Genomic DNA, 18,174 nt, shown 5'->3' on the forward strand with positions numbered 1-18,174 from the left:
TCCGCCCTTGAGAAAGGTTTCAACCTTAAATTTGGAACTTTAATTTGATTAAGCAGTCGATAATTACGCTAAAACCCTGATCCCCAAGCCAAAAGGTTCGTGTTAGTCTGTTGCGAGTTATAAATAACAAAGTGAAAACGGAACGAGTTCGAGTTTTTCAGAAGGGAAATCACTTTCACGAGTGAAAAATCCCGCAATTTATAAAACTTAAAGTTCTACAGTCGCTTTCAAAAACGGACGCATGAATCAAAGACATTTGTGGATTATTGTTGCCCTGTCTATGGCTGTTTTGGGCATACCTTCAGTCGGTTGTACTCAAACCACCAAGGGAAATGCTCTAGCATCCCAAAAATCACCTGCCCCTGATGTGGTTAAGGTGGGAGAGTACCAATCCAGAGCAGGGAGACAAACCTTGGATGCTGTGATTACAGAAATTCATCCTCACAACATTAGAGGACGTAAGGCGGCAACCCTTTTTATCCGAAATATACCTGTTCTCACCTTTTTGAGTTCTGTATCAAATACGAATTTTGAATCTAAAAAAGTTAGTGCAATTGGAAATACTGGGGGCGTACAAGAGTACGCCCTTATTGCTAGCAATTCACCAAAGGCACTGAATGCTGACGACGTAACAGATGTGAGTAACCAGATTAGCTCCTCTGACAATGACCCGGTTCAGATAGCTGGTGTAGTAGCAGCTAAGATCAACCAGTTGAATCGGGAAAGTGTAGACGGCAGTAAAATTACCGTCAGTTGGAAAGCAGGGGAAAAATCTAATGCCAATCAAGCACAAAACAAAAGCGCTCCCTCCCGGCAAGATGGCGATCGCTATGTAATCAAAATTAATGGCGAAGAATTGGTCGAAATCAACGAAGCTACACGATTAGCACAGACCAATCCCACCAAAAATTTGGCAGAAGATGCATTGCAAGCAACTAATCGCCTGCGGAGGCTACTAGGCAATGCATCTCCCCTAAAAGAAATTGCTAATTTACCAGTCCGTCAACCAGTCTCAATACCAAAGCTGCCTCAACAGATTGCCGTTGGAGTAGTGCAAGCCACTTTGAGAGGTATGGCTTCTTATTACGGCTATGACGGTTCTGGTACTCAGACTGCAAGCGGTCAGAGATTCAACCCAGAAGCAATGACTGCTGCTCATCGCAGCTTACCCTTTGGTACGCAAGTGCGTGTAACCAATACCCGCAACGGTCGTTCTGTAGTGCTGCGAATTAATGACCGAGGCCCATTCATTCGGGGTCGAGTCATTGACGTATCTGCTGGCGCGGCTCGAATTTTGGGAATGATGGGTAGTGGTGTTGCACCAGTACATATTGAAGTTTTGGGAAAATAATTATAGGCAAGAGGCAATAGGCAATAGGCAATAGAGGTTTTCCCAATGCCTAATGCTAAATGCCCGATGCCCAATTCCCAATTCCCAGTTCCGTATCACTTAATTCCCCTAGTTCAATCAACTCTTACCTCTGTTTCAGATATAAACTAACGGGGGAGGGATCGATAAGAACTAGGGGTATTTTTGTGCGCCTGCTGACAACAGTCGCAGCTTTACGCTGCTATTTAACTAAACGCTGCTCAGAAAACAAGCTGATTGCGGTTACTGAGGATCTCAGACTAGATGAGATAACTGGCTGGTATCAGACGGCAGTCGGTCTAGTGCCAACGATGGGGAATTTGCATCAAGGTCATTTAAGCTTGATCCAACGGGCGCGGCAAGAAAATTCTACGGTGATTGTGAGTATTTTCGTCAATCCCCTGCAATTTGCTCCTAATGAGGATTATCAACGCTACCCCCGGACTTTAGAGCAAGACCAAAAACTTTGCGAACAAGCTGGGGTAGATGCCATTTTTGCACCGACTCCTGAAGAAATGGCAGTTCCCCAGAAGAGTATACAAGAATCAAAGGTTACACAAGTTATACCCCCATCTGCTATGATGACAGGCTTGTGTGGTCGTTCTCGCCTGGGTCATTTTCAAGGTGTCGCTACGATTGTTACCAAGCTTTTCAACTTGGTACAGCCTGACCGTGCCTACTTTGGTCAAAAAGATGGTCAGCAACTGGCAATTATTAAACGCTTAGTAGCTGACTTAAATTTGCCAGTAGAAATTGTTGCTTGTCCAACAGTGCGGGAAGCGTCGGGTCTTGCCTTCAGTTCTCGTAATCAATATTTGACTGCAACGGCAAAAGAACAAGCGGCAGCATTATATCGCGGCTTGCAACGGGCTGAAGCTGCATTCATTGCAGGCGATCGCAATAGCAACAAGTTGATAGCAGTGGTACAGCAAGAAGTGGCAATGGTCAGCACAATTTTAGTGGAATATATTGAATTAGTTGAACCGACTACGTTGATGTCTTTAGAAAAAGTTGAGGAGGAAGGAATGTTGGCGATCGCAGCTCGTCTTGGTTCTACACGTTTGATTGACAATATCATCTTGCGCGATCGTCAACCCATCATCGCCATTGATGGCCCAGCCGGGGCTGGAAAATCGACAGTGGCGCGACAAGTGGCAGCAAACTTGGGTTTAGTCTATTTAGATACAGGAGCAATGTACCGTGCTGTCACTTGGCTTGTACTGCAAAAGGGGATTGCTATTGATGATGAGTGTGCAATCGCTGAATTAACTAACCTGTGTAAAATTGAACTTACTCCTACCCAGGATTTACAATCGTCCGTGCAGGTTTGGATTAACGGTACTGATGTTACTCAGGTAATTCGCACCATTGAGGTAACTTCTCTTGTATCTGCGATCGCAGCCCAAAGCGCTGTCCGTCAAGCACTGGTTAAACAACAACAAAGCTGGGGTAAAAAAGGTGGTTTAGTCGCTGAAGGACGAGACATTGGTACTCACGTTTTCCCCGATGCCGAAGTCAAAATCTTCTTAACTGCCTCTGTCAGTGAACGCGCCCGTCGCCGCCAGGAAGACTTTAACAAACAAGGCCAATCCGCAATCAATTTAGAGCAGTTAGAAAGGGATATTGCCGAGCGTGACTGGAAAGATAGCACACGCAAAGTTTCGCCTTTGCAAAAAGCAGCAGATGCCATTGAAGTTCAAACTGATGGTTTGGATGTGTCTGAAGTCACGGCACAAATTGTTAACTATTACCAGCAGCGTTTATCTCAGCGCTAATCACTGCTATTTACTGTTAACTTTTTAGTTTCAAAGGGTGGTGGGTGAGTGATTATTCACTTACCATCCTCAAAACAATATTTAAAAATAAGATAATTTCATCAGTGATTTATTAAGCCTTAGTTTTAAGATTATTAGATTATTTAAGTATTAAATCATCTCGCTTTCGACTGATTTACCACATCGCAATTAATCCTACTAAAGATAGAAGTATTAAAGCTTTAATTGCTAAATGCTAATTACAGATTGGACTTTCGCTACGAGATATTAGCCATTTTTATTTATAACCGTGAATTCATAGCGATTTGACTTATCAGCGAAGTACTTTGTTTTCATCTTCACTTTATCTTCACTTTGGTAGTAGAATGACGATGTTAAGTTTTATGTTCCATCATTAAAGACATAAAACCTTAAAAATAAAAGCTGTTAATTTTCCAAGCTTCTGCAATAGCTTGAAACTGGAAACCGGTAAAGAGAGGATTTCACACAATGGTATTTGTACAGCCCCCGCTACCCTTCGACAAGAATGCTTTAGAGCCAAATGGCATGAAAGCTGAAACTTTCGAGTATCACTATGGTAAGCATCACAAAGCTTATGTAGACAACCTCAACAAGCTGACTGAAGGTACAGAACTTGCTGATAAGTCTCTGGAAGAAGTGATTAAAATTTCCTTTCAAGACTCCTCTAAGGCGGGAATCTTCAACAACGCTGCTCAAGTTTGGAACCACACCTTCTTCTGGAATTCCTTGAAGCCAAATGGTGGCGGCACACCCACTGGCGATCTCGCAGCCAGAATTGATAAAGATTTTGGTAGCTTCGACAAATTCAAGGAAGAGTTCTCTAACGCAGCTGCAACTCAATTTGGCAGTGGTTGGTCTTGGCTGATTGATGATGGTGGTACGCTGAAGGTGATCAAAACACCAAATGCAGAAAACCCTCTAGCTCATGGTAAGAAGGCACTCCTAACCTTGGATGTTTGGGAACACGCTTACTACATTGACTATAGAAACGCTCGTCCAGCGTTCATCAAGAATTTCCTAGATAACTTGGTTAACTGGGACTTTGCTGCTGAAAACTTGGCTAAAGCTTAATTAATTACTGGTTTTAACTGAGTGCGATGCCTCTTAGTAAGCTGCTCCATAAGTTAATTTGCAAAAGTTGAAGCAGAAAGTCCACCAGAAAAGGGAGAAATTCTTTTTATTTTCTCCCTTTTCTGTTTTTCAGTAGTGGGATGGGCACTGTCTGAATAAAAGTAGTTGCATGAAAGTCAAAATTAGGACTTATGCATTGACAGAAAAGACCAAATATGAATGTTTAAAAAACCATTTATTGTAAAGGCAATACCCTGCGGGTTCGCTGAAAGCGTTCTCGTAAGAGTAGCCGATTTGCGTCTACATGAATTGCTTTTATAACGCGGATCTATTTACTATTAAAGAATAATTAATAAAAACCTAAAACCAAATATTTAACTTATACACAACATGATTCTTTTGTACAGCGTGTAATTTTGAAAAATATATAAACATTATGGATAGCAAAGAACTAGCACAATACATAGAAGCAACGAATAGCATCACTAAACCTTGGGTATTGGTACAACTGCGCCTCAAGAAATTGCAAGAGCGTCGAGCCACCCTTACAAACGATGTCTACGCCAAAGAATTAGAAGATATTTACCAAGACTTGATGAATTTGGGTGAATGGTGGCGTGGTATTGAAGATGAGGTATTTTAAAGTGAGGAGTTATGACTTCTCCTAACTTTTAACTCTTGCACAGACGCTATTAATCGCATCTCCATTCCTAACTTAAAACGCAACCTGATGGCTCAAGCTCTCGATCAAGTCGATTACGATACTCTCGATGCCGCAAAAAGACGCTTCATCGATGCTGCAAAACGCACACTTACCTTTGCAAATGCCTATGGTACCGTCCCCTCGTCGGGTCTTGGAGCAAGTGCTAACGCTTTCAACTTCAACCTCGCTCCATTTATTCAAGCGGGCGCTCCAGAACTTTCTCTAACACTCGTCCCTGAAGGACTAGGAACGGCAGACGATACCCGCCCTGACGACCTTTCCGAAGAAGAACTTCGGCGATTTTGGTGGAATATCGGTATCAAGATGATCTCGTGTTTGACAAACGACGCGGCAACATCAGGGATGCAGACTCTACTTCTTGGTCTTTATCTGCCATCAAGTACTCCTGAAACAATCTTTACCCCCGCTTTCCTTGATGGGTTTCTGGATGGAGTCGTTGAGGGGTGCAAACGAGTGGGGTGTGTCTATCTCTCAGGGGAAACTCCTCAACTGAAAACTAAGATGATTCCAGGCCGGCTCGACATTGCGGGTTCGGTTTTTGGCGTGATGCCGCCTGGTGTCGCTGCCATTGATAGCTCGCGTCTGGATGCCGGAAATACTATTGTTCTTGTTGAGAGTTCTGGCCCCCATGAAAACGGGTTTACCCCATTGCGAAAGCTCACTGAGTCTCTTCCTGATGGCTATAGAACAAAACTTCCGAGTGGGCAGGAGTTTTGGGAAGCGATGAATGCAGCATCCTATCTCTACACGCCACTTGTACAGGCGGTGCTTGGCGAAGGAATTCGCCCCACCGCGATGGAAAATATCACTGGTCATGGTTGGCAGAAGCTGATGCGGTCGGTGAAGCCACTTCGGTACGTCATCAAAACAATGCTCCCAGTGCCGGAGATATTTACTTTTGTTGAGGGTCATCTTGAGGGCGGGGCAGAGACGATGCTTTCCGTGTTCAATTACGGAGCCGGATTTGCATTCTATACGGAATCTGAGCAGGATGCAGAAAGGATTGTCATTCTCGCAAGAGAACATCAGCTAACAGCTGTGATTGCCGGCAAGGTTGAAGCATCCCTTAGCCGCGAGGTGGTAATAGAACCGCTTGGGGTGACGTTGAAGGGAGATTCTTTTGGAATTGCGCGGGGAGTATAATGAGCCGCAAGCGTAGGCATAGCCCGTCGTAGACATCGCTAGTTTTTGGAGAGCGATTATAAACTCACTTATGCGGTGCCTGCGGCGGGCTCCGCCTACACTGTAGTCATTACTAAATGAAATAAAAGTTAGCATAATTACTGAGATTTCTGTTTTTTTAACACGTGATATATATTTAAATCTCAGACTGATTTGAGAAAATTATTCTCCTAAGCCTTTAAAGACAAGCTATTTAGCATAAATAATATAGGCTTATTTGTAAAATTTTATATGCAATATTTTTTACTACTTACCTTTAAAGTAGTTCAAACTACCCATGACTACTGAGGTTAAGATTTGCTAACGTAGTCTTAACATATTGAAAAATTTGCTGAAAAAGCTGAGAAAGTAGCCACCAATACACTAATTTACAGTGTTGGAAATTTCTCATCCGTAAATAGGGCGTTTTAGTGTGTTAAGAATATATATTTTTATTCAGAGGGGGTTATGGCTGTAAATTTGGCCCGGACTACTGCTTCGGCAGAACTTTTGAAGCAAGTATTCCAGAACATTGATGCATACAGTTGTCCAAGGTTATTCAACTTTCACATGCACACTGTCCACTCGGATGGCAGGTTGCAGCCGAGTGTATTGATGGAGCAGGCGATCGCTATTGGACTAAAAGGATTAGCGATTACTGACCATCATGGCATTATCGGCTATCAAGCGGCCCTTGCTTGGTTAGAAGATTGGAAGTGGAGTAATCCTGGTGCAACAACTCCTTACCTGTGGAGTGGCGTAGAAATCAATGCTAACCTTCTGGATATAGAAGTTCACATTTTGGCTTACGCTTTTGCTCCAGAACACCCTAGCATGAAACCCTATCTGCAAAGAAGGCCGACTACAGGCCAAGAATATCAGGCAAGTAACGTGATTGCCGCTATTCATCAAGCTGGGGGATTGGCAGTTCTGGCTCATCCAGCCCGTTATAAGCGATCGCATTTTGACTTAATTCCAGCTGCATCCCAAAAGGGAATCGATGGTGTGGAAACTTTCTACGCCTACAATAACCCTAACCCTTGGAAACCCAGCGTATTGGAATCCGAACAAGTGCAAAAGTTGGCTGATGAATACTTTCTTTTCAATACCTGTGGTACTGACACTCACGGTTTGAGCCTGCTACAACGCTTGTAAAGATGAATCAATTTTTTTAAATCTCCTGGTTCAATCTGCCAGGAGGTTATCTTTTTTTGGATGTCCAATAGTTAATTTACTTTAGAGTTAATTTCAAGAGATTGAGAAGCTATTTTAATTGTCTCTTTGAGAGCTTTTTCTTTACGTTCACTATAGCGGTCTGTGAGATAATCAACTTTGTCACGCAGTAGCCAGGAAAACTTATAAAGTTCTTCCATCACATCTACAACGCGATCGCGATAGGGTGAATCTTTCATTGTGCCGTCTTCATTAAACTCTTGATATGCTTTCGCCACTGAGGATTGATTGGGGATAGTGAACATTCGCATCCAGCGCCCAAGAATTCTTAATGTGTTGACAGCGTTAAAAGACTGAGATCCGCCACTTACTTGCATGACAGCCAAAGTTCTGCCTTGGGTCGGGCGAACGGCTCCGATACTGAGCGGAATCCAGTCGATTTGATTTTTCATTATGCCAGAAATCTGACCGTGCAGTTCTGGGCTAGACCATACCTGTCCTTCCGACCACAGGCTTAATTGGCGCAACTCCTGCACCTTTGGGTGGGTGTCAGGTACGCTACCATATATTGGCAGTTCGCGTGGATCGAAAAACTTCACTTCTGCCCCAAATTCTTCAATGATGCGTGCTGCTTCTTCCGCTAAGAGACGGCTATAGGAACGCTCACGCAGGGAGCCATACAAAAACAAAATTCTGGGCGGATGGTCAAATGTCGTCATGGTAATTGCTTAGGGATTTTTAAGAAATAAGTATCCAATAAAAGGAACCACAGAGGCGCAGAGAAGCCAGTGCGTTGGGGAGACAGCGCTGTGGGGGGGGTTTCCCGACTTGAGGCGACTGTCGTCGGGTTCCCCGACTTGTAGCAACTGGCGCGACACGGAGAGATGAAGAAGTTGCAATCTTTATTGAGCAGGTGTAATTTCTTTATTCACAGACTTAATTAATTGAGTCACCCGTTCTTTAATCTCATCGCGGACTCTAGGAAAAATTTCTGGTTGTTCTGCTGGATCGTCTAATTGCCAATCTTCAAATACTTCCTGCATAACCCACTCTGGCGGTAAATTCACGCCACAGCCACACAAAGAAATCACTACATCAAAGTCTTGTGCTTGGAAATCACTAAGGGGTTTGGAGTGTTGATCGGTAATGTCGATACCAATTTCTCTCATGGTGGCGATCGCTTCTGGTCTGACTTGACTTGCTTCTAATCCAGAGCTAATCACTTCAATTTTTCCCTTACCAAGGGTTTTAGCAAAGCCTTCCGCCATTTGAGAACGGGCAGAATTCTTTTTGCAGACGAACATTACACGTTTCATAGTTCAACTCGTGGGAATAATTGTGGACTAAACTTATCAGGCTCTCGATTCCGGTGTTGTGAAATAACGTTTTTCAAACCAGAAAGCAACATTAACAAGACCAATCAACACAGGCACTTCCACCAGAGGCCCGACAACGGCGGCAAAAGCAACACCCGAATTAATCCCAAACACTGCGATCGCAACTGCGATCGCAAGTTCAAAATTATTTCCTGCCGATGTAAATGCTACACTTGCTGCTCTAGAATAGTCCGTCTTAACGCGCCAAGCCATGTAAAAACTGACCAGAAACATGATGATGAAGTAGACGATCAACGGAATTGCAATCTTCACCACATCTAAGGGTATCTGAACAATCAAATTCCCTTTCAAGCTGAACATAACGACGATTGTAAATAACAGAGCAATCAGCGTGATCGGGCTGATTTTAGGCACAAATTCCTCGTGATACCACTGCTTACTTTTCACCTTTACTAAGAAGTAACGAGTGAAAAATCCAGCTAAAAAGGGAATACCAAGATAGATAAATACACTTTCAGCAATCTCGGCAATGCTGACATTCACAACACTACCTTGTAAGCCAAAAAGTGGCGGTAATACAGTGATAAAAAACCAGGCATAAGGACTATAAAAGATAACTTGAAAGATGCTGTTGAAGGCAACCAATCCAGCTGTGTATTCTGTATTGCCTCGTGCCAAGTCACTCCACACAACTACCATTGCAATACAACGGGCTAATCCAATCAGAATTAATCCCGTCATGTATTCTGGATAACCGTGTAAGAAAATAGCCGCCAGAGCAAACATCAAAATTGGCCCAATGATCCAATTCTGAATTAGTGATACACCAAGAATTTTTCCGTTGCGAAATACATCCCCTAACTCTTCGTATCGCACCTTGGCTAGGGGCGGGTACATCATCAGAATTAACCCGATGGCAATTGGTATATTGGTTGCTCCCACCTGGAACTGGTTGATAAACGCTTCTACTCCAGGAAAGAAATAGCCCAAGCCAACACCGATGGCCATTGCTAAAAAAATCCATAAGGTTAGAAAGCGGTCAATAAAAGAGAGGCGTTTTGCAGTTTTTTTGTTCATTAGAATTAACCCCATACATGAATGCAGGAGCTTAAAGCAGGAATTTCAGATTATTCAATCCAACATCCAAAATTGAAAATCTAAAATTCGGTGAGTTATATCAAGAGTATATACCCATCATTTCAAAAAAAATTGATTTGTCAATGCCTATAAAATTAAAATTAAACAAAATATTACAAAAAAAATTGATGAATATTTAAGTTTCGCAGGGGGGACGAATAGGTAATATTGGGCTAAAGCGACGAAATTCTGCTAGATACTGCTCTAAAGCAACAAATTGCGGCAGATTGAGGCTGTAGTAAATCCAGCGCCCTTCTTGACGAGCGCGAACCAAACCCGCTTCTTTCAGGGTTTTGAGGTGAAAAGACAGTTTAGACTGAGTGGTTCCCAGGTGGTCGCATAGGTCGCACACGCATAGTTCTTGAGAGCGTAGGAGTTCTAAGACCTGAATTCTTAGGGGATCGGATAGGGCATGAAAGCCAGCAGCGATCGCATCAGGAGTGAAGGTGCTATTAGAAGCCATCAATTTTTTTTGAAGTATTTCTTTATGGTAAAGTCTAAATCATTGCAAAGCAATTAGCATCATTGCATCGTGAATGATGCCTACTTGTTAGTCATTATGCGAACGCGGTTTTCGGCATTTACGCCAATTAATATTGTTTGCAGAATGGGAATGCGTAGGCCTAGCCCGCCGCAGGCATCGTTTTTTTAATCCCCCCTTGTAGAGACGCGATGAATCGCGTCTTGTATTTATAGTCGATTCTTAGTTGGGATCACAATCATTGAGAAATAGGGTACTTTATCTGGATCAACTTCATCCAAGGGTATGATGCGTTGCTGTAATGTTGATGCCCGCTCAATATATCTTGCCCGTGATGCTAACCCTAATTTATGCAGAATATCTCGTACTTTGGTAAAGTGGCGACCTAGCTTCATAATTGCTGCTGCATCAGTCATCAACAAATGTGTAGTCAGTTCTTCTGCTGGTAATGGGGCGGGTAAGACTGTGAGAATATCGGTGTAGTAAGTGAAAGGTACACCCAAAGCTACCGGACAAGCCATCAGTGAGGAAACTCCGGGGATAACTTCTGTTGGGTACTCTTCAGATAACCGCGTGAAAACGTACATGAATGAACCATAGAAAAATGGATCTCCCTCGCATAGCACCACCACATCTCGACCTGCGGCTAAATGGTCGGCGATTGGTTGAATTTCGTTGTCATAAATAGACTTGGCCTTTTCTGGTTCTAAAGCGCGGGGGAGATGAAACAACACCTCGATTTGATTGCCAGGAAGATATTGCGCCACGATCGCTCTAGCGATGCTTTCTTTATCTGTGGCTGATTGATAGGCTATAACAGGAGCCGCACGTAATAGCCGTAATGCTTTCAGAGTCAATAATTCTGGATCGCCAGGGCCTACACCAATTCCATAGAGACGACCTTTGATTTTGCTCATTATTCTTCCTCCGTTGCCAGGGCATTAACTGCGGCGGCTGCGATCGCACTTCCACCGCGCCGACCATGTAATGTTAAAAATGGTACATTCCTGCTATCTGCTGCCAGCGCCGCTTTCGATTCGGCTGCACCAACAAATCCCACTGGAAAGCCTAAGATAATCGCAGGTTTGTTAGCTCCCTCGTCGAGCATTTCTAAGAGTCTAAATAGTGCTGTGGGTGCATTACCAATTGCAATTACCGATCCCTCCAGATGCGATCGCCATAATTCCAAGGCTGCTGCCGATCTTGTAGTACCCAGACGCTGGGCAATTTCTGGGACTTCCGACTCGTTGAGGGTACAGATAACTTGATTATTTGCAGATAACCGTCGCCTAGTAACGCCATCAGCAACCATCCGGCAATCGCATAAAATTGGCGCTCCTGCTGCTAGCGCTGCCCTTGCAGATTGCACTGCTGTTGGTGAATACCCCAAGTCAGTAACAATATCCGTCATCCCACAGGCATGAATAAGACGCACTGCAACTTTTGCTACATCTGGTGGCAGCATATCTAGGTTTGCTTCTGACCGGATGATTGCAAAAGAATTACGGTAAATTTCGTTGGCATCTCGGATATAGTCGGGCATTCGATTTTGGATTGATTAGTTTAGCAGGCAGAAGGGAACCTAAGTGTTTATTGAATCACAGTTGTAATTGAGCGATCGCACATCGATTGCTAAATTCCCTGAAGGATTCATCGAGATTCAAGCGTTGAATTTTATATACATCTAGCATCCGCTTTATTAATGCAGGTAGTTCGGCAAAAGTCACATATTGATATATTTCCCGTCCAAATTTATGCTCGCTGTCACCAACATAAACGTGATAGCCTTCTACAGTTCCATTGCCATCCTCAATGCTGACACCGAGCAAAGTAATATCACTCTTGCTATGCTGGGCGCAGGATTTTTCGCAGCCAGTAAAGTGGATATTAACTGGGCAATCCAGAGTAACGCGAGTTTCAAGATATTCTGCTAATGCCAGCGCATGACTTTTAGTGTCCGTGGCAGAAGAGGCACAACCTTTGTTTCCAGAACAGGCAATTAACGCACTCTTGATATTAGTTGCTGAGGTATCTAATCCTAAGAAAGCAATTTCATTTTGAACATCAGCAACCCATTGCTGAGGAATATCTGTTAGCAGCAAATTTTGCCAGGGGGTTAACCGAAGAGTGCCACTACCATATTTTGCTGCTAAATCTGCCAAACCCTTCATCTGGTTACTCTCCAACCGTCCAAGGGGTAAGATGACACCAATGTAAAATAAGCCTTGCTGACGTTGGGTATGGAGGCCAATATGCTGATATTTCCCCTCTCCTTGCAAAAGATTAGAGAATTCCTCCCCCTTCTCTACCAGGGAATGGGTTTGGGGGGTTAGGTTACTGCATAAAAGAGAAAAAGGTAGACGCTGCTGAACTTCTTGGAGATAATTTTCACAACCCAAAGTATTCAATAACTCTAAGAGACGTAGCCGACGATTATTTGTAGTATTACTATGAGCTAGATAGACCTCTGTTAAAGCTGCTAAGACAGGTAAACATTGCTCTGGTGTTAACAAAATCCCCGTATCGCTGGGCGGTTGACCCTTTGCCCCGACACTGAGATAGAGGCGGAAGTAAACATCAGCATCGACTAAGACAGCAGCAAATAGGATATCATTCAAGCGATCGCACACCCGAATAATTCCACCACCATCAAAGCAAACGCTAAACTTTGCCGACAGTCCCGAAAGCGCCGGATGTGCGGCAATATAATTATCCCAATCTTGGACAAAAGAACGAGTGTCGATTAATTCTTGCGGGTCAATACCAGCAGTTGGGCTGGTCATAATATTACGGATGTGGTCTACAACAGAATTGCGAGAACCCAATCCCATATCCTGTAAATGCTGCAAAACCTCACTATTGATCCCCGTGCGAATTTCGCGGACTTGTAGGTTAGCTCGATTAGTGACATCAACATAGCCACCACCATGCTGGTCTGCTATATCTGCGATCGCACGGCACTGCTGACTACTAATAATTCCACCTGGTATTCTAATGCGAGATAATATACCATCGGCGGCGGGTGTAGCATAAAACAAGCCAGGACAAGTGGCAAATCCAGAAAGCAAACTTGGTACTCCTTCCCCGTGCAACGCAGGGAGTAGATGGTGAGTGTGACATCTTGAGAGTTGGCATTCTGACTTGAGCGATCCCATCACAGCTGCGGCACAGTCCCGGAATTTCACCGGAGTTTCCCAACACCAAGCCTTAATAATTTAGCACGAGAAGGTAGTCAGAAAATTTAATAGTTAGAGTTGCGATCGCAAAATCTTGCGTCTGTTGCTAGAAAAAGCGATCGCTAATTTAGCTATTCAAAAACATAATTTTGAGCCACTTTCCAATAGCGCGAGAACCGTTTCAGGTCAATATAGCCATCATAGTCAAAAAATGGTTCGACCTCTAACGTTTCCACTGCTATAGAACCCTCTATTTGATTGCAGATATCATCAAACCGGGGACTGGGACTGTTGGCTGTGACAACTAAATTCGCATCATGTTCTCTCGCAAAAGCCAAAATTTCTTGTCCCACATCGCCACGACGAATAACAACAGGTAACTCTAGCAAGCATTCGTAAATAAACGTGAGGCGTTTAAGACTCAGTTGCCATTCATCTATCAAAGCCTCGTCCCAAACCCAGATAGCTGGGGCATCAGGGTATTTTTTTAGTCCGGGGTTGTATGGACTGAGGCAGTCTCCATGCACCCAAACAATTGGTTTAGTCATTTGTTATTTGTCATTTGTCATTTGTCAAGAGTTATTATTCTCTTCCTTGTCCCCCTTGTCCTCCCCCACTCCTCCTGCTCCCCTTCCCTTTTTTATCACGCTGCCAACTTTGGCTATTGGCTTGTTTGCTAAATTCTCCTTTGGGAAAAAGTCGCTGTTCTAATTCTTCATAGCTGCCTTCAAAATCACAATGACCGTAAAGCGGACATTTCTGACAATAAACGCCTTCAGTGTAGCGTTCTAAGTTCTCACGATTGAAAAAATACGGTTTCTGACTAAAGGTGCTGGCAACCCACTGCCATGACATATTATTGCTAGCAGGATCACCATCTAAAAGGTGTTCAAGAAACCACTTGGCTCCTGCTTGCCAACCAATACGTCGCCAATGGACAATGTAAGCCGCTAGCCACATTCGGGCGTGGTTATGTAGATAGCCAGTTTCTTTTAAATCATGGCTAAAACTGTCGATGCAAACCCTACCTGTGGTTCCTTGTCTGATATCTTGCGGCAATTCGGGTAAATATTCAGCCACAGTGTAACCAGTTTTGTACTCTTCTTGGTCTTTCCAGATTTCATCCCCTAACTTCACATATAACCGTTGCCAATAGTCGCGCCAACCTAACTCATTAATTAATTTCGTAGCATCGTTTTTTTGCTGTATCTGGTCAAAGACATAATCTTGAATTTCTCGCAAACTCAAAACGCCATAACGGATATAAGGCGACAGTCGTGTCACCGCACCTGTGAAAAAATTACGTGTTTGCCCGTAGCTTACTGCATCGATTTTTTGCAGCGCTTTCTCTGCCGCTTTGCGTCCTCCCACAGTTTCACTGATGTGGTCATCGCGTTGTGCCGCATCTGGGAATTGTTCGCGGAGATAGGCTACCAACTCATCGCGGTTGGTAAATTCGCGTTGCATATCTTTAGCCATGTGAACTTTGAAGGGTAAGAATAGATAAACAAAAATACTTGTAGGTTAAGTCATTATTATCGCGAATAAATATAAGCGATCGCTCTCAACCTTATGAGAGAACTTTTTTTATGGTAAGCAAAGATGAATCAGTTCATAGGCATAGCCCAACTCAGACATCGATATGATACTGTTTTTATCCAGGCTATCAGTAAGTAAAGCTAAAATATTAGATAAATCTGTCACTTTTAGAAACGATGAGCCTGTGCATCAATCCTAACTGCCAAAATACTGACAACCCTAATAATCTACTGCGCTGTCAAAGTTGTGGCTCTGAATTGCTATTAGAAGGACGCTATCGGGTAACTCGTTTACTGAGTGATAAAGGTGGCTACGGCGACATTTATGAAGTTAGAGATCGCAGTAGTATACTCAAAGTTTTAAAAGTTCTTAAGGAAGAGAAGAAAAACGATGCTAAGGCTGTAGAACAATTTCAGCGAGAAGCTGAGGTTTTAAGTAAGCTTAATCATCCAGGTATTCCACAAGGGGAAGAATCTTTCACCTTTTTTCCTACAAATATTCAACAGCCGATGCATTGTTTAGTAATGGAGAAAATTGAGGGAGAGAATTTGCATGAGTGGCTACAAAAAAGAGACAGTCGCCCCATTAGTGAAAAGCTAGCAGTTGATTGGTTAATCCAACTGGTAAATACATTGGATGAAGTACATAAACAGCAGTTGATTCATCGAGATATTAAACCGTCTAACATCATGCTTAAGCCGAATGGACAATTGGTGTTAATCGACTTTGGTATTGCAAGGGTAAATAGTGAAACATACGAACAAAAAAAATTGGCTGGACAGGGTACGAGAGCAGTTAGTGATGGTTATTCACCTTTAGAGCAAGCTACTGGAAGTGCCATTCCTCAGTCAGATTTCTTTGCCTTGGGTCGTACTTTTGTCCATCTTATAACAGGAATACATCCTTTTGACCTGTGCGATCAATATAACCATGATATATACACAGATGAGTTAAAGGATTGGCGACAAAAAGCCTCTAAAATTTCTGCCTCGCTAGCAGATTTGATAGATAAACTGATGGCACGTCCAATTAATAAGCGCCCAGCCGATACTCAGGTAATTTTACAAAATTTAGCAGAAATTTCTGAGACTTTATGTCCTCCCAAGTTATATCAGTCGAAGTCGTATAACCAGATATCTACAATCAATAAACCAAGAATTTTTCTAGAATACACTCTTGGAAGTTGGTACTCTGGTCACTCTGGCTGGATTAATTCAATAGCCATTAGCCCAGATGGACAGACTTTAATTAGTGCCAGTAATGACATGACAATTAAAGTGTGGAACCTTAAGAATGGAAATGAAATTTTTACTATTACTCTAGTTCAGGACATAGCTAAATGTCTGGTAATTAGTCCAGATGGGCATACTTTATTTAGTGGTAGTAGCAAAGGTATAATACAAGCATGGAATATAACTACAGGCGAAGAAATTCATACTTTTGCTGAGAATTCATACCAAGTTTTTGCTCTAGTTATTAGTCCAGATGGTCAAACCTTGTTCAGCAGCAGTAGTGATATTAAGGTATGGAATCTAAATAATAACGAGTTAGTTCGCACTCTTAACATACATTCAGGTCCAGTATTTACTATAGCAATTAGTCCAGATGGTAAAACCCTTGTTAGCGGTAGTGAAAACAAAAGTATCAAGATATGGTCAATTTGTACTCTCACTGGGCATTTACATGCTGTAAATTCTGTAGCAATCAGTCCAGATGGAAATACTGTGGTTAGCGGCAGCAATGACAGAACTATTAAGATATGGAATATGAACTCAAAAGAAGAAAATTTTACTCTTACTGGGCATTTAGATGCTGTCAATTCTGTGGCAATAAGTCCAGATGGGCAGGCTTTAGTTAGTGGGAGTAGTGACGAAAAAATTAAACTTTGGAATTTAAGCACTGGTGAAGAAATTTATACTCTCACTGGGCATTCAGATGCTGTTACATCTTTGGTATTTAGCCCAGACGGACAAACCCTAGTTAGCGGTAGTCGGGACTCTACAATCAAAGTGTGGCGAATACAATAGCTTCAAACTAAGAACACAGCTCTATTGACGACAATCTGAACACTGCCGATAAATTCATCACATGAGTAAATCAGATTACTTGCTCAATATATGTACAATTCTAAAGCGATGTCTACGACTAGCTACGCCTACGCAATCTCTCACACCCATCATGACCAACATTCCCCAAATCGGACAACCAGCGCCAGATTTTTCCACACCTGACCAAAATGGCAATTCAGTCACTCTTGACGACCTCAGCAGTCAGTGGGTTATCCTCTACTTCTACCCCAAAGATGACACACCCGGTTGTACCACCGAAGCGAAAGATTTCACCGAGTTGTATCAAGACTTCAGCGCACTGGGAGCGAAAATCTTAGGCGTGAGTCCAGATTTGGGTAAATCCCATTGTAAATTTATCAGCAAACATAACTTGTCAATCACCCTCTTGAGTGACCCAGAACATATTTTGACAGAAGCCTACGGTGCTTGGCGCTTAAAAAAATTTATGGGAAAAGAATATATGGGTGTTGCTCGTTCAACTTTTCTCATTTCACCTGATAAAATTATTGCCTATACTTGGCCGAACGTAAAAGCCAAAGGTCATGCTCAGGCAGTTTTAACTAAATTACAGGAATTAGCAGCCACGTAAAATTCTCAGTGAGTCTTAATAAATGTCAGCAAAACTTCAATAAGTGAGGAACTATGGCTATTTGCGTGTAAGTTTGCCAAAAAATGGTCTGTGTTGTCTATGATTCAAGTCAAAGAGTCTCTTCAGAACAAGAATTGTTAACGTTATGCCAAACAAAAGTAGGTTTTGTTTAGTTAGATAGTATTATGTAGAGTTGCATAAATTATGGTTCAATTTACCCAAGCACAAAATGTTGGGCTTGCTTATTTGGAGAAAAAATTTAGTTTACAGCAAGCCGAAGATGAGGCATTCTTCACAGAATGGTTTGAAAATTTACCGAAAATTACAGATTTAGAAAAGCAAGATTTAGACAGAGTGAAACTTCATTTCCTCCGTTTAGTCAAGCATACTCCTTTGTCAGAAGAAACGGTAAAATTAGTAGTTTTATCTCCTTTACTTAATTTAGCTGGTTTTTATGACGAGCCTTTTTATATAACCCTCTTCTGTCACTTTCCGAGTATTCTGAATAAAAGGATTAAAAGAAAAAACTCTGGAAGGTAAGCAGGGCAATGG

General features: G+C 42.6%; 17 protein-coding genes, 1 pseudogene and 1 riboswitch. Of the genes and pseudogenes, 9 read left to right on the forward strand and 9 right to left on the reverse strand.

What is annotated here, in order from left to right; genetic code table 11:
* The first annotated feature begins 241 nt into the window (after positions 1-241).
* From G1O98_RS19315 to G1O98_RS19340, 6 genes are all read left to right on the forward strand, one after another.
* Complete coding sequence (locus tag G1O98_RS19315; protein WP_163930664.1) at positions 242-1,351, forward strand: septal ring lytic transglycosylase RlpA family protein; 1,110 nt, start codon at positions 242-244, stop codon at positions 1,349-1,351.
* A gap of 185 nt (positions 1,352-1,536) precedes the next feature.
* The gene (locus G1O98_RS19320; RefSeq protein WP_163930666.1) at positions 1,537-3,144 is read left to right on the forward strand and encodes a bifunctional pantoate--beta-alanine ligase/(d)CMP kinase; all 1,608 of its coding nucleotides are present in this window, start codon (positions 1,537-1,539) and stop codon (positions 3,142-3,144) included.
* A gap of 489 nt (positions 3,145-3,633) precedes the next feature.
* On the forward strand, positions 3,634-4,236 hold the full coding sequence (locus tag G1O98_RS19325; RefSeq protein ID WP_163930668.1) for a superoxide dismutase: 603 nt from the start codon (positions 3,634-3,636) through the stop codon (positions 4,234-4,236).
* A gap of 436 nt (positions 4,237-4,672) precedes the next feature.
* Positions 4,673-4,879, forward strand: a complete 207-nt coding sequence (locus tag G1O98_RS19330) for a hypothetical protein (RefSeq protein ID WP_114084819.1) — start codon at positions 4,673-4,675, stop codon at positions 4,877-4,879.
* Between the two features lie 87 nt (positions 4,880-4,966).
* A complete protein-coding gene (locus G1O98_RS19335) occupies positions 4,967-6,103 on the forward strand; it encodes an AIR synthase related protein (RefSeq protein ID WP_163930670.1) in 1,137 nt (378 codons plus the stop codon).
* Positions 6,104-6,589: 486 nt separating this feature from the next.
* The gene (locus G1O98_RS19340; RefSeq protein ID WP_163930672.1) at positions 6,590-7,276 is read left to right on the forward strand and encodes a PHP domain-containing protein; all 687 of its coding nucleotides are present in this window, start codon (positions 6,590-6,592) and stop codon (positions 7,274-7,276) included.
* A 71-nt stretch (positions 7,277-7,347) separates the two neighbouring features.
* Here G1O98_RS19340 and arsH read toward each other — a convergent pair whose 3' ends face one another.
* The 9 genes from arsH to G1O98_RS19385 all read right to left on the reverse strand — a co-directional run bounded on the left by arsH (position 7,348) and on the right by G1O98_RS19385 (position 14,904).
* Positions 7,348-8,013 (reverse strand): arsenical resistance protein ArsH, encoded by a 666-nt coding sequence (gene arsH, locus G1O98_RS19345; protein WP_163930674.1) that lies wholly within the window; start codon positions 8,011-8,013, stop codon positions 7,348-7,350.
* Positions 8,014-8,196: 183 nt separating this feature from the next.
* Positions 8,197-8,610: an arsenate reductase, glutathione/glutaredoxin type gene (gene arsC, locus G1O98_RS19350; RefSeq protein WP_163930676.1), complete on the reverse strand. Its 414-nt coding sequence runs from the start codon at positions 8,608-8,610 to the stop codon at positions 8,197-8,199.
* Positions 8,611-8,646: 36 nt separating this feature from the next.
* Positions 8,647-9,708, reverse strand: a complete 1,062-nt coding sequence (arsB, locus tag G1O98_RS19355) for an ACR3 family arsenite efflux transporter (RefSeq protein ID WP_163930679.1) — start codon at positions 9,706-9,708, stop codon at positions 8,647-8,649.
* 196 nt (positions 9,709-9,904) lie between these two features.
* Entirely contained in the window at positions 9,905-10,231 is a 327-nt protein-coding gene (locus G1O98_RS19360; protein ID WP_163930680.1) for a metalloregulator ArsR/SmtB family transcription factor, read from the reverse strand.
* 227 nt (positions 10,232-10,458) lie between these two features.
* On the reverse strand, positions 10,459-11,166 hold the full coding sequence (locus G1O98_RS19365) for a precorrin-2 C(20)-methyltransferase (RefSeq protein WP_163930682.1): 708 nt from the start codon (positions 11,164-11,166) through the stop codon (positions 10,459-10,461).
* Positions 11,166-11,792 (reverse strand): precorrin-8X methylmutase, encoded by a 627-nt coding sequence (locus G1O98_RS19370; protein ID WP_163930684.1) that lies wholly within the window; start codon positions 11,790-11,792, stop codon positions 11,166-11,168. Before G1O98_RS19370 ends, G1O98_RS19365 begins: the two co-directional genes overlap by 1 nt.
* A gap of 55 nt (positions 11,793-11,847) precedes the next feature.
* Complete coding sequence (gene cobG, locus G1O98_RS19375; RefSeq protein WP_163930687.1) at positions 11,848-13,404, reverse strand: precorrin-3B synthase; 1,557 nt, start codon at positions 13,402-13,404, stop codon at positions 11,848-11,850.
* Positions 13,362-13,469: riboswitch (cobalamin riboswitch) on the reverse strand. (Overlaps the previous gene by 43 nt.)
* 87 nt (positions 13,470-13,556) lie before the next feature.
* Entirely contained in the window at positions 13,557-13,973 is a 417-nt protein-coding gene (locus G1O98_RS19380) for a hypothetical protein (protein WP_163930689.1), read from the reverse strand.
* A 34-nt stretch (positions 13,974-14,007) separates the two neighbouring features.
* On the reverse strand, positions 14,008-14,904 hold the full coding sequence (locus G1O98_RS19385) for an FAD-binding domain-containing protein (RefSeq protein ID WP_163930691.1): 897 nt from the start codon (positions 14,902-14,904) through the stop codon (positions 14,008-14,010).
* A 236-nt stretch (positions 14,905-15,140) separates the two neighbouring features.
* Between G1O98_RS19385 and G1O98_RS19390 the strand changes: the two genes are divergently transcribed.
* The 3 genes and pseudogenes from G1O98_RS19390 to G1O98_RS19400 form a co-directional block, all read left to right on the forward strand.
* The gene (locus tag G1O98_RS19390; protein ID WP_163930693.1) at positions 15,141-16,991 is read left to right on the forward strand and encodes a serine/threonine-protein kinase; all 1,851 of its coding nucleotides are present in this window, start codon (positions 15,141-15,143) and stop codon (positions 16,989-16,991) included.
* A 151-nt stretch (positions 16,992-17,142) separates the two neighbouring features.
* On the forward strand, positions 17,143-17,622 hold the full coding sequence (bcp, locus tag G1O98_RS19395) for a thioredoxin-dependent thiol peroxidase (RefSeq protein ID WP_163930695.1): 480 nt from the start codon (positions 17,143-17,145) through the stop codon (positions 17,620-17,622).
* A gap of 204 nt (positions 17,623-17,826) precedes the next feature.
* Positions 17,827-18,096: pseudogene (locus tag G1O98_RS19400) on the forward strand (restriction endonuclease subunit R); the annotation flags it as partial.
* Between the last annotated feature and the right edge of the window lie 78 nt (positions 18,097-18,174).

Source organism: Nostoc sp. UIC 10630, assembly GCF_010747425.1.
Lineage (GTDB): Bacteria > Cyanobacteriota > Cyanobacteriia > Cyanobacteriales > Nostocaceae > Nostoc.

Excerpts from the sequence above, each read along its gene's own strand:
- G1O98_RS19315 (WP_163930664.1), top strand. The coding sequence starts at position 242 with ATGAATCAAAGACATTTGTGGATTATTGTTGCCCTGTCTATGGCTGTT.
- G1O98_RS19325 (WP_163930668.1), top strand. The coding sequence starts at position 3,634 with ATGGTATTTGTACAGCCCCCGCTACCCTTCGACAAGAATGCTTTAGAG.
- G1O98_RS19330 (WP_114084819.1), top strand. The coding sequence starts at position 4,673 with ATGGATAGCAAAGAACTAGCACAATACATAGAAGCAACGAATAGCATC.
- G1O98_RS19335 (WP_163930670.1), top strand. The coding sequence starts at position 4,967 with ATGGCTCAAGCTCTCGATCAAGTCGATTACGATACTCTCGATGCCGCA.
- G1O98_RS19340 (WP_163930672.1), top strand. The coding sequence starts at position 6,590 with ATGGCTGTAAATTTGGCCCGGACTACTGCTTCGGCAGAACTTTTGAAG.
- arsH (WP_163930674.1), bottom strand. The coding sequence starts at position 8,013 with ATGACGACATTTGACCATCCGCCCAGAATTTTGTTTTTGTATGGCTCC.
- arsC (WP_163930676.1), bottom strand. The coding sequence starts at position 8,610 with ATGAAACGTGTAATGTTCGTCTGCAAAAAGAATTCTGCCCGTTCTCAA.
- arsB (WP_163930679.1), bottom strand. The coding sequence starts at position 9,708 with ATGAACAAAAAAACTGCAAAACGCCTCTCTTTTATTGACCGCTTTCTA.
- G1O98_RS19360 (WP_163930680.1), bottom strand. The coding sequence starts at position 10,231 with ATGGCTTCTAATAGCACCTTCACTCCTGATGCGATCGCTGCTGGCTTT.
- G1O98_RS19365 (WP_163930682.1), bottom strand. The coding sequence starts at position 11,166 with ATGAGCAAAATCAAAGGTCGTCTCTATGGAATTGGTGTAGGCCCTGGC.
- G1O98_RS19370 (WP_163930684.1), bottom strand. The coding sequence starts at position 11,792 with ATGCCCGACTATATCCGAGATGCCAACGAAATTTACCGTAATTCTTTT.
- cobG (WP_163930687.1), bottom strand. The coding sequence starts at position 13,404 with ATGGGATCGCTCAAGTCAGAATGCCAACTCTCAAGATGTCACACTCAC.
- G1O98_RS19380 (WP_163930689.1), bottom strand. The coding sequence starts at position 13,973 with ATGACTAAACCAATTGTTTGGGTGCATGGAGACTGCCTCAGTCCATAC.
- G1O98_RS19385 (WP_163930691.1), bottom strand. The coding sequence starts at position 14,904 with ATGGCTAAAGATATGCAACGCGAATTTACCAACCGCGATGAGTTGGTA.
- G1O98_RS19390 (WP_163930693.1), top strand. The coding sequence starts at position 15,141 with ATGAGCCTGTGCATCAATCCTAACTGCCAAAATACTGACAACCCTAAT.
- bcp (WP_163930695.1), top strand. The coding sequence starts at position 17,143 with ATGACCAACATTCCCCAAATCGGACAACCAGCGCCAGATTTTTCCACA.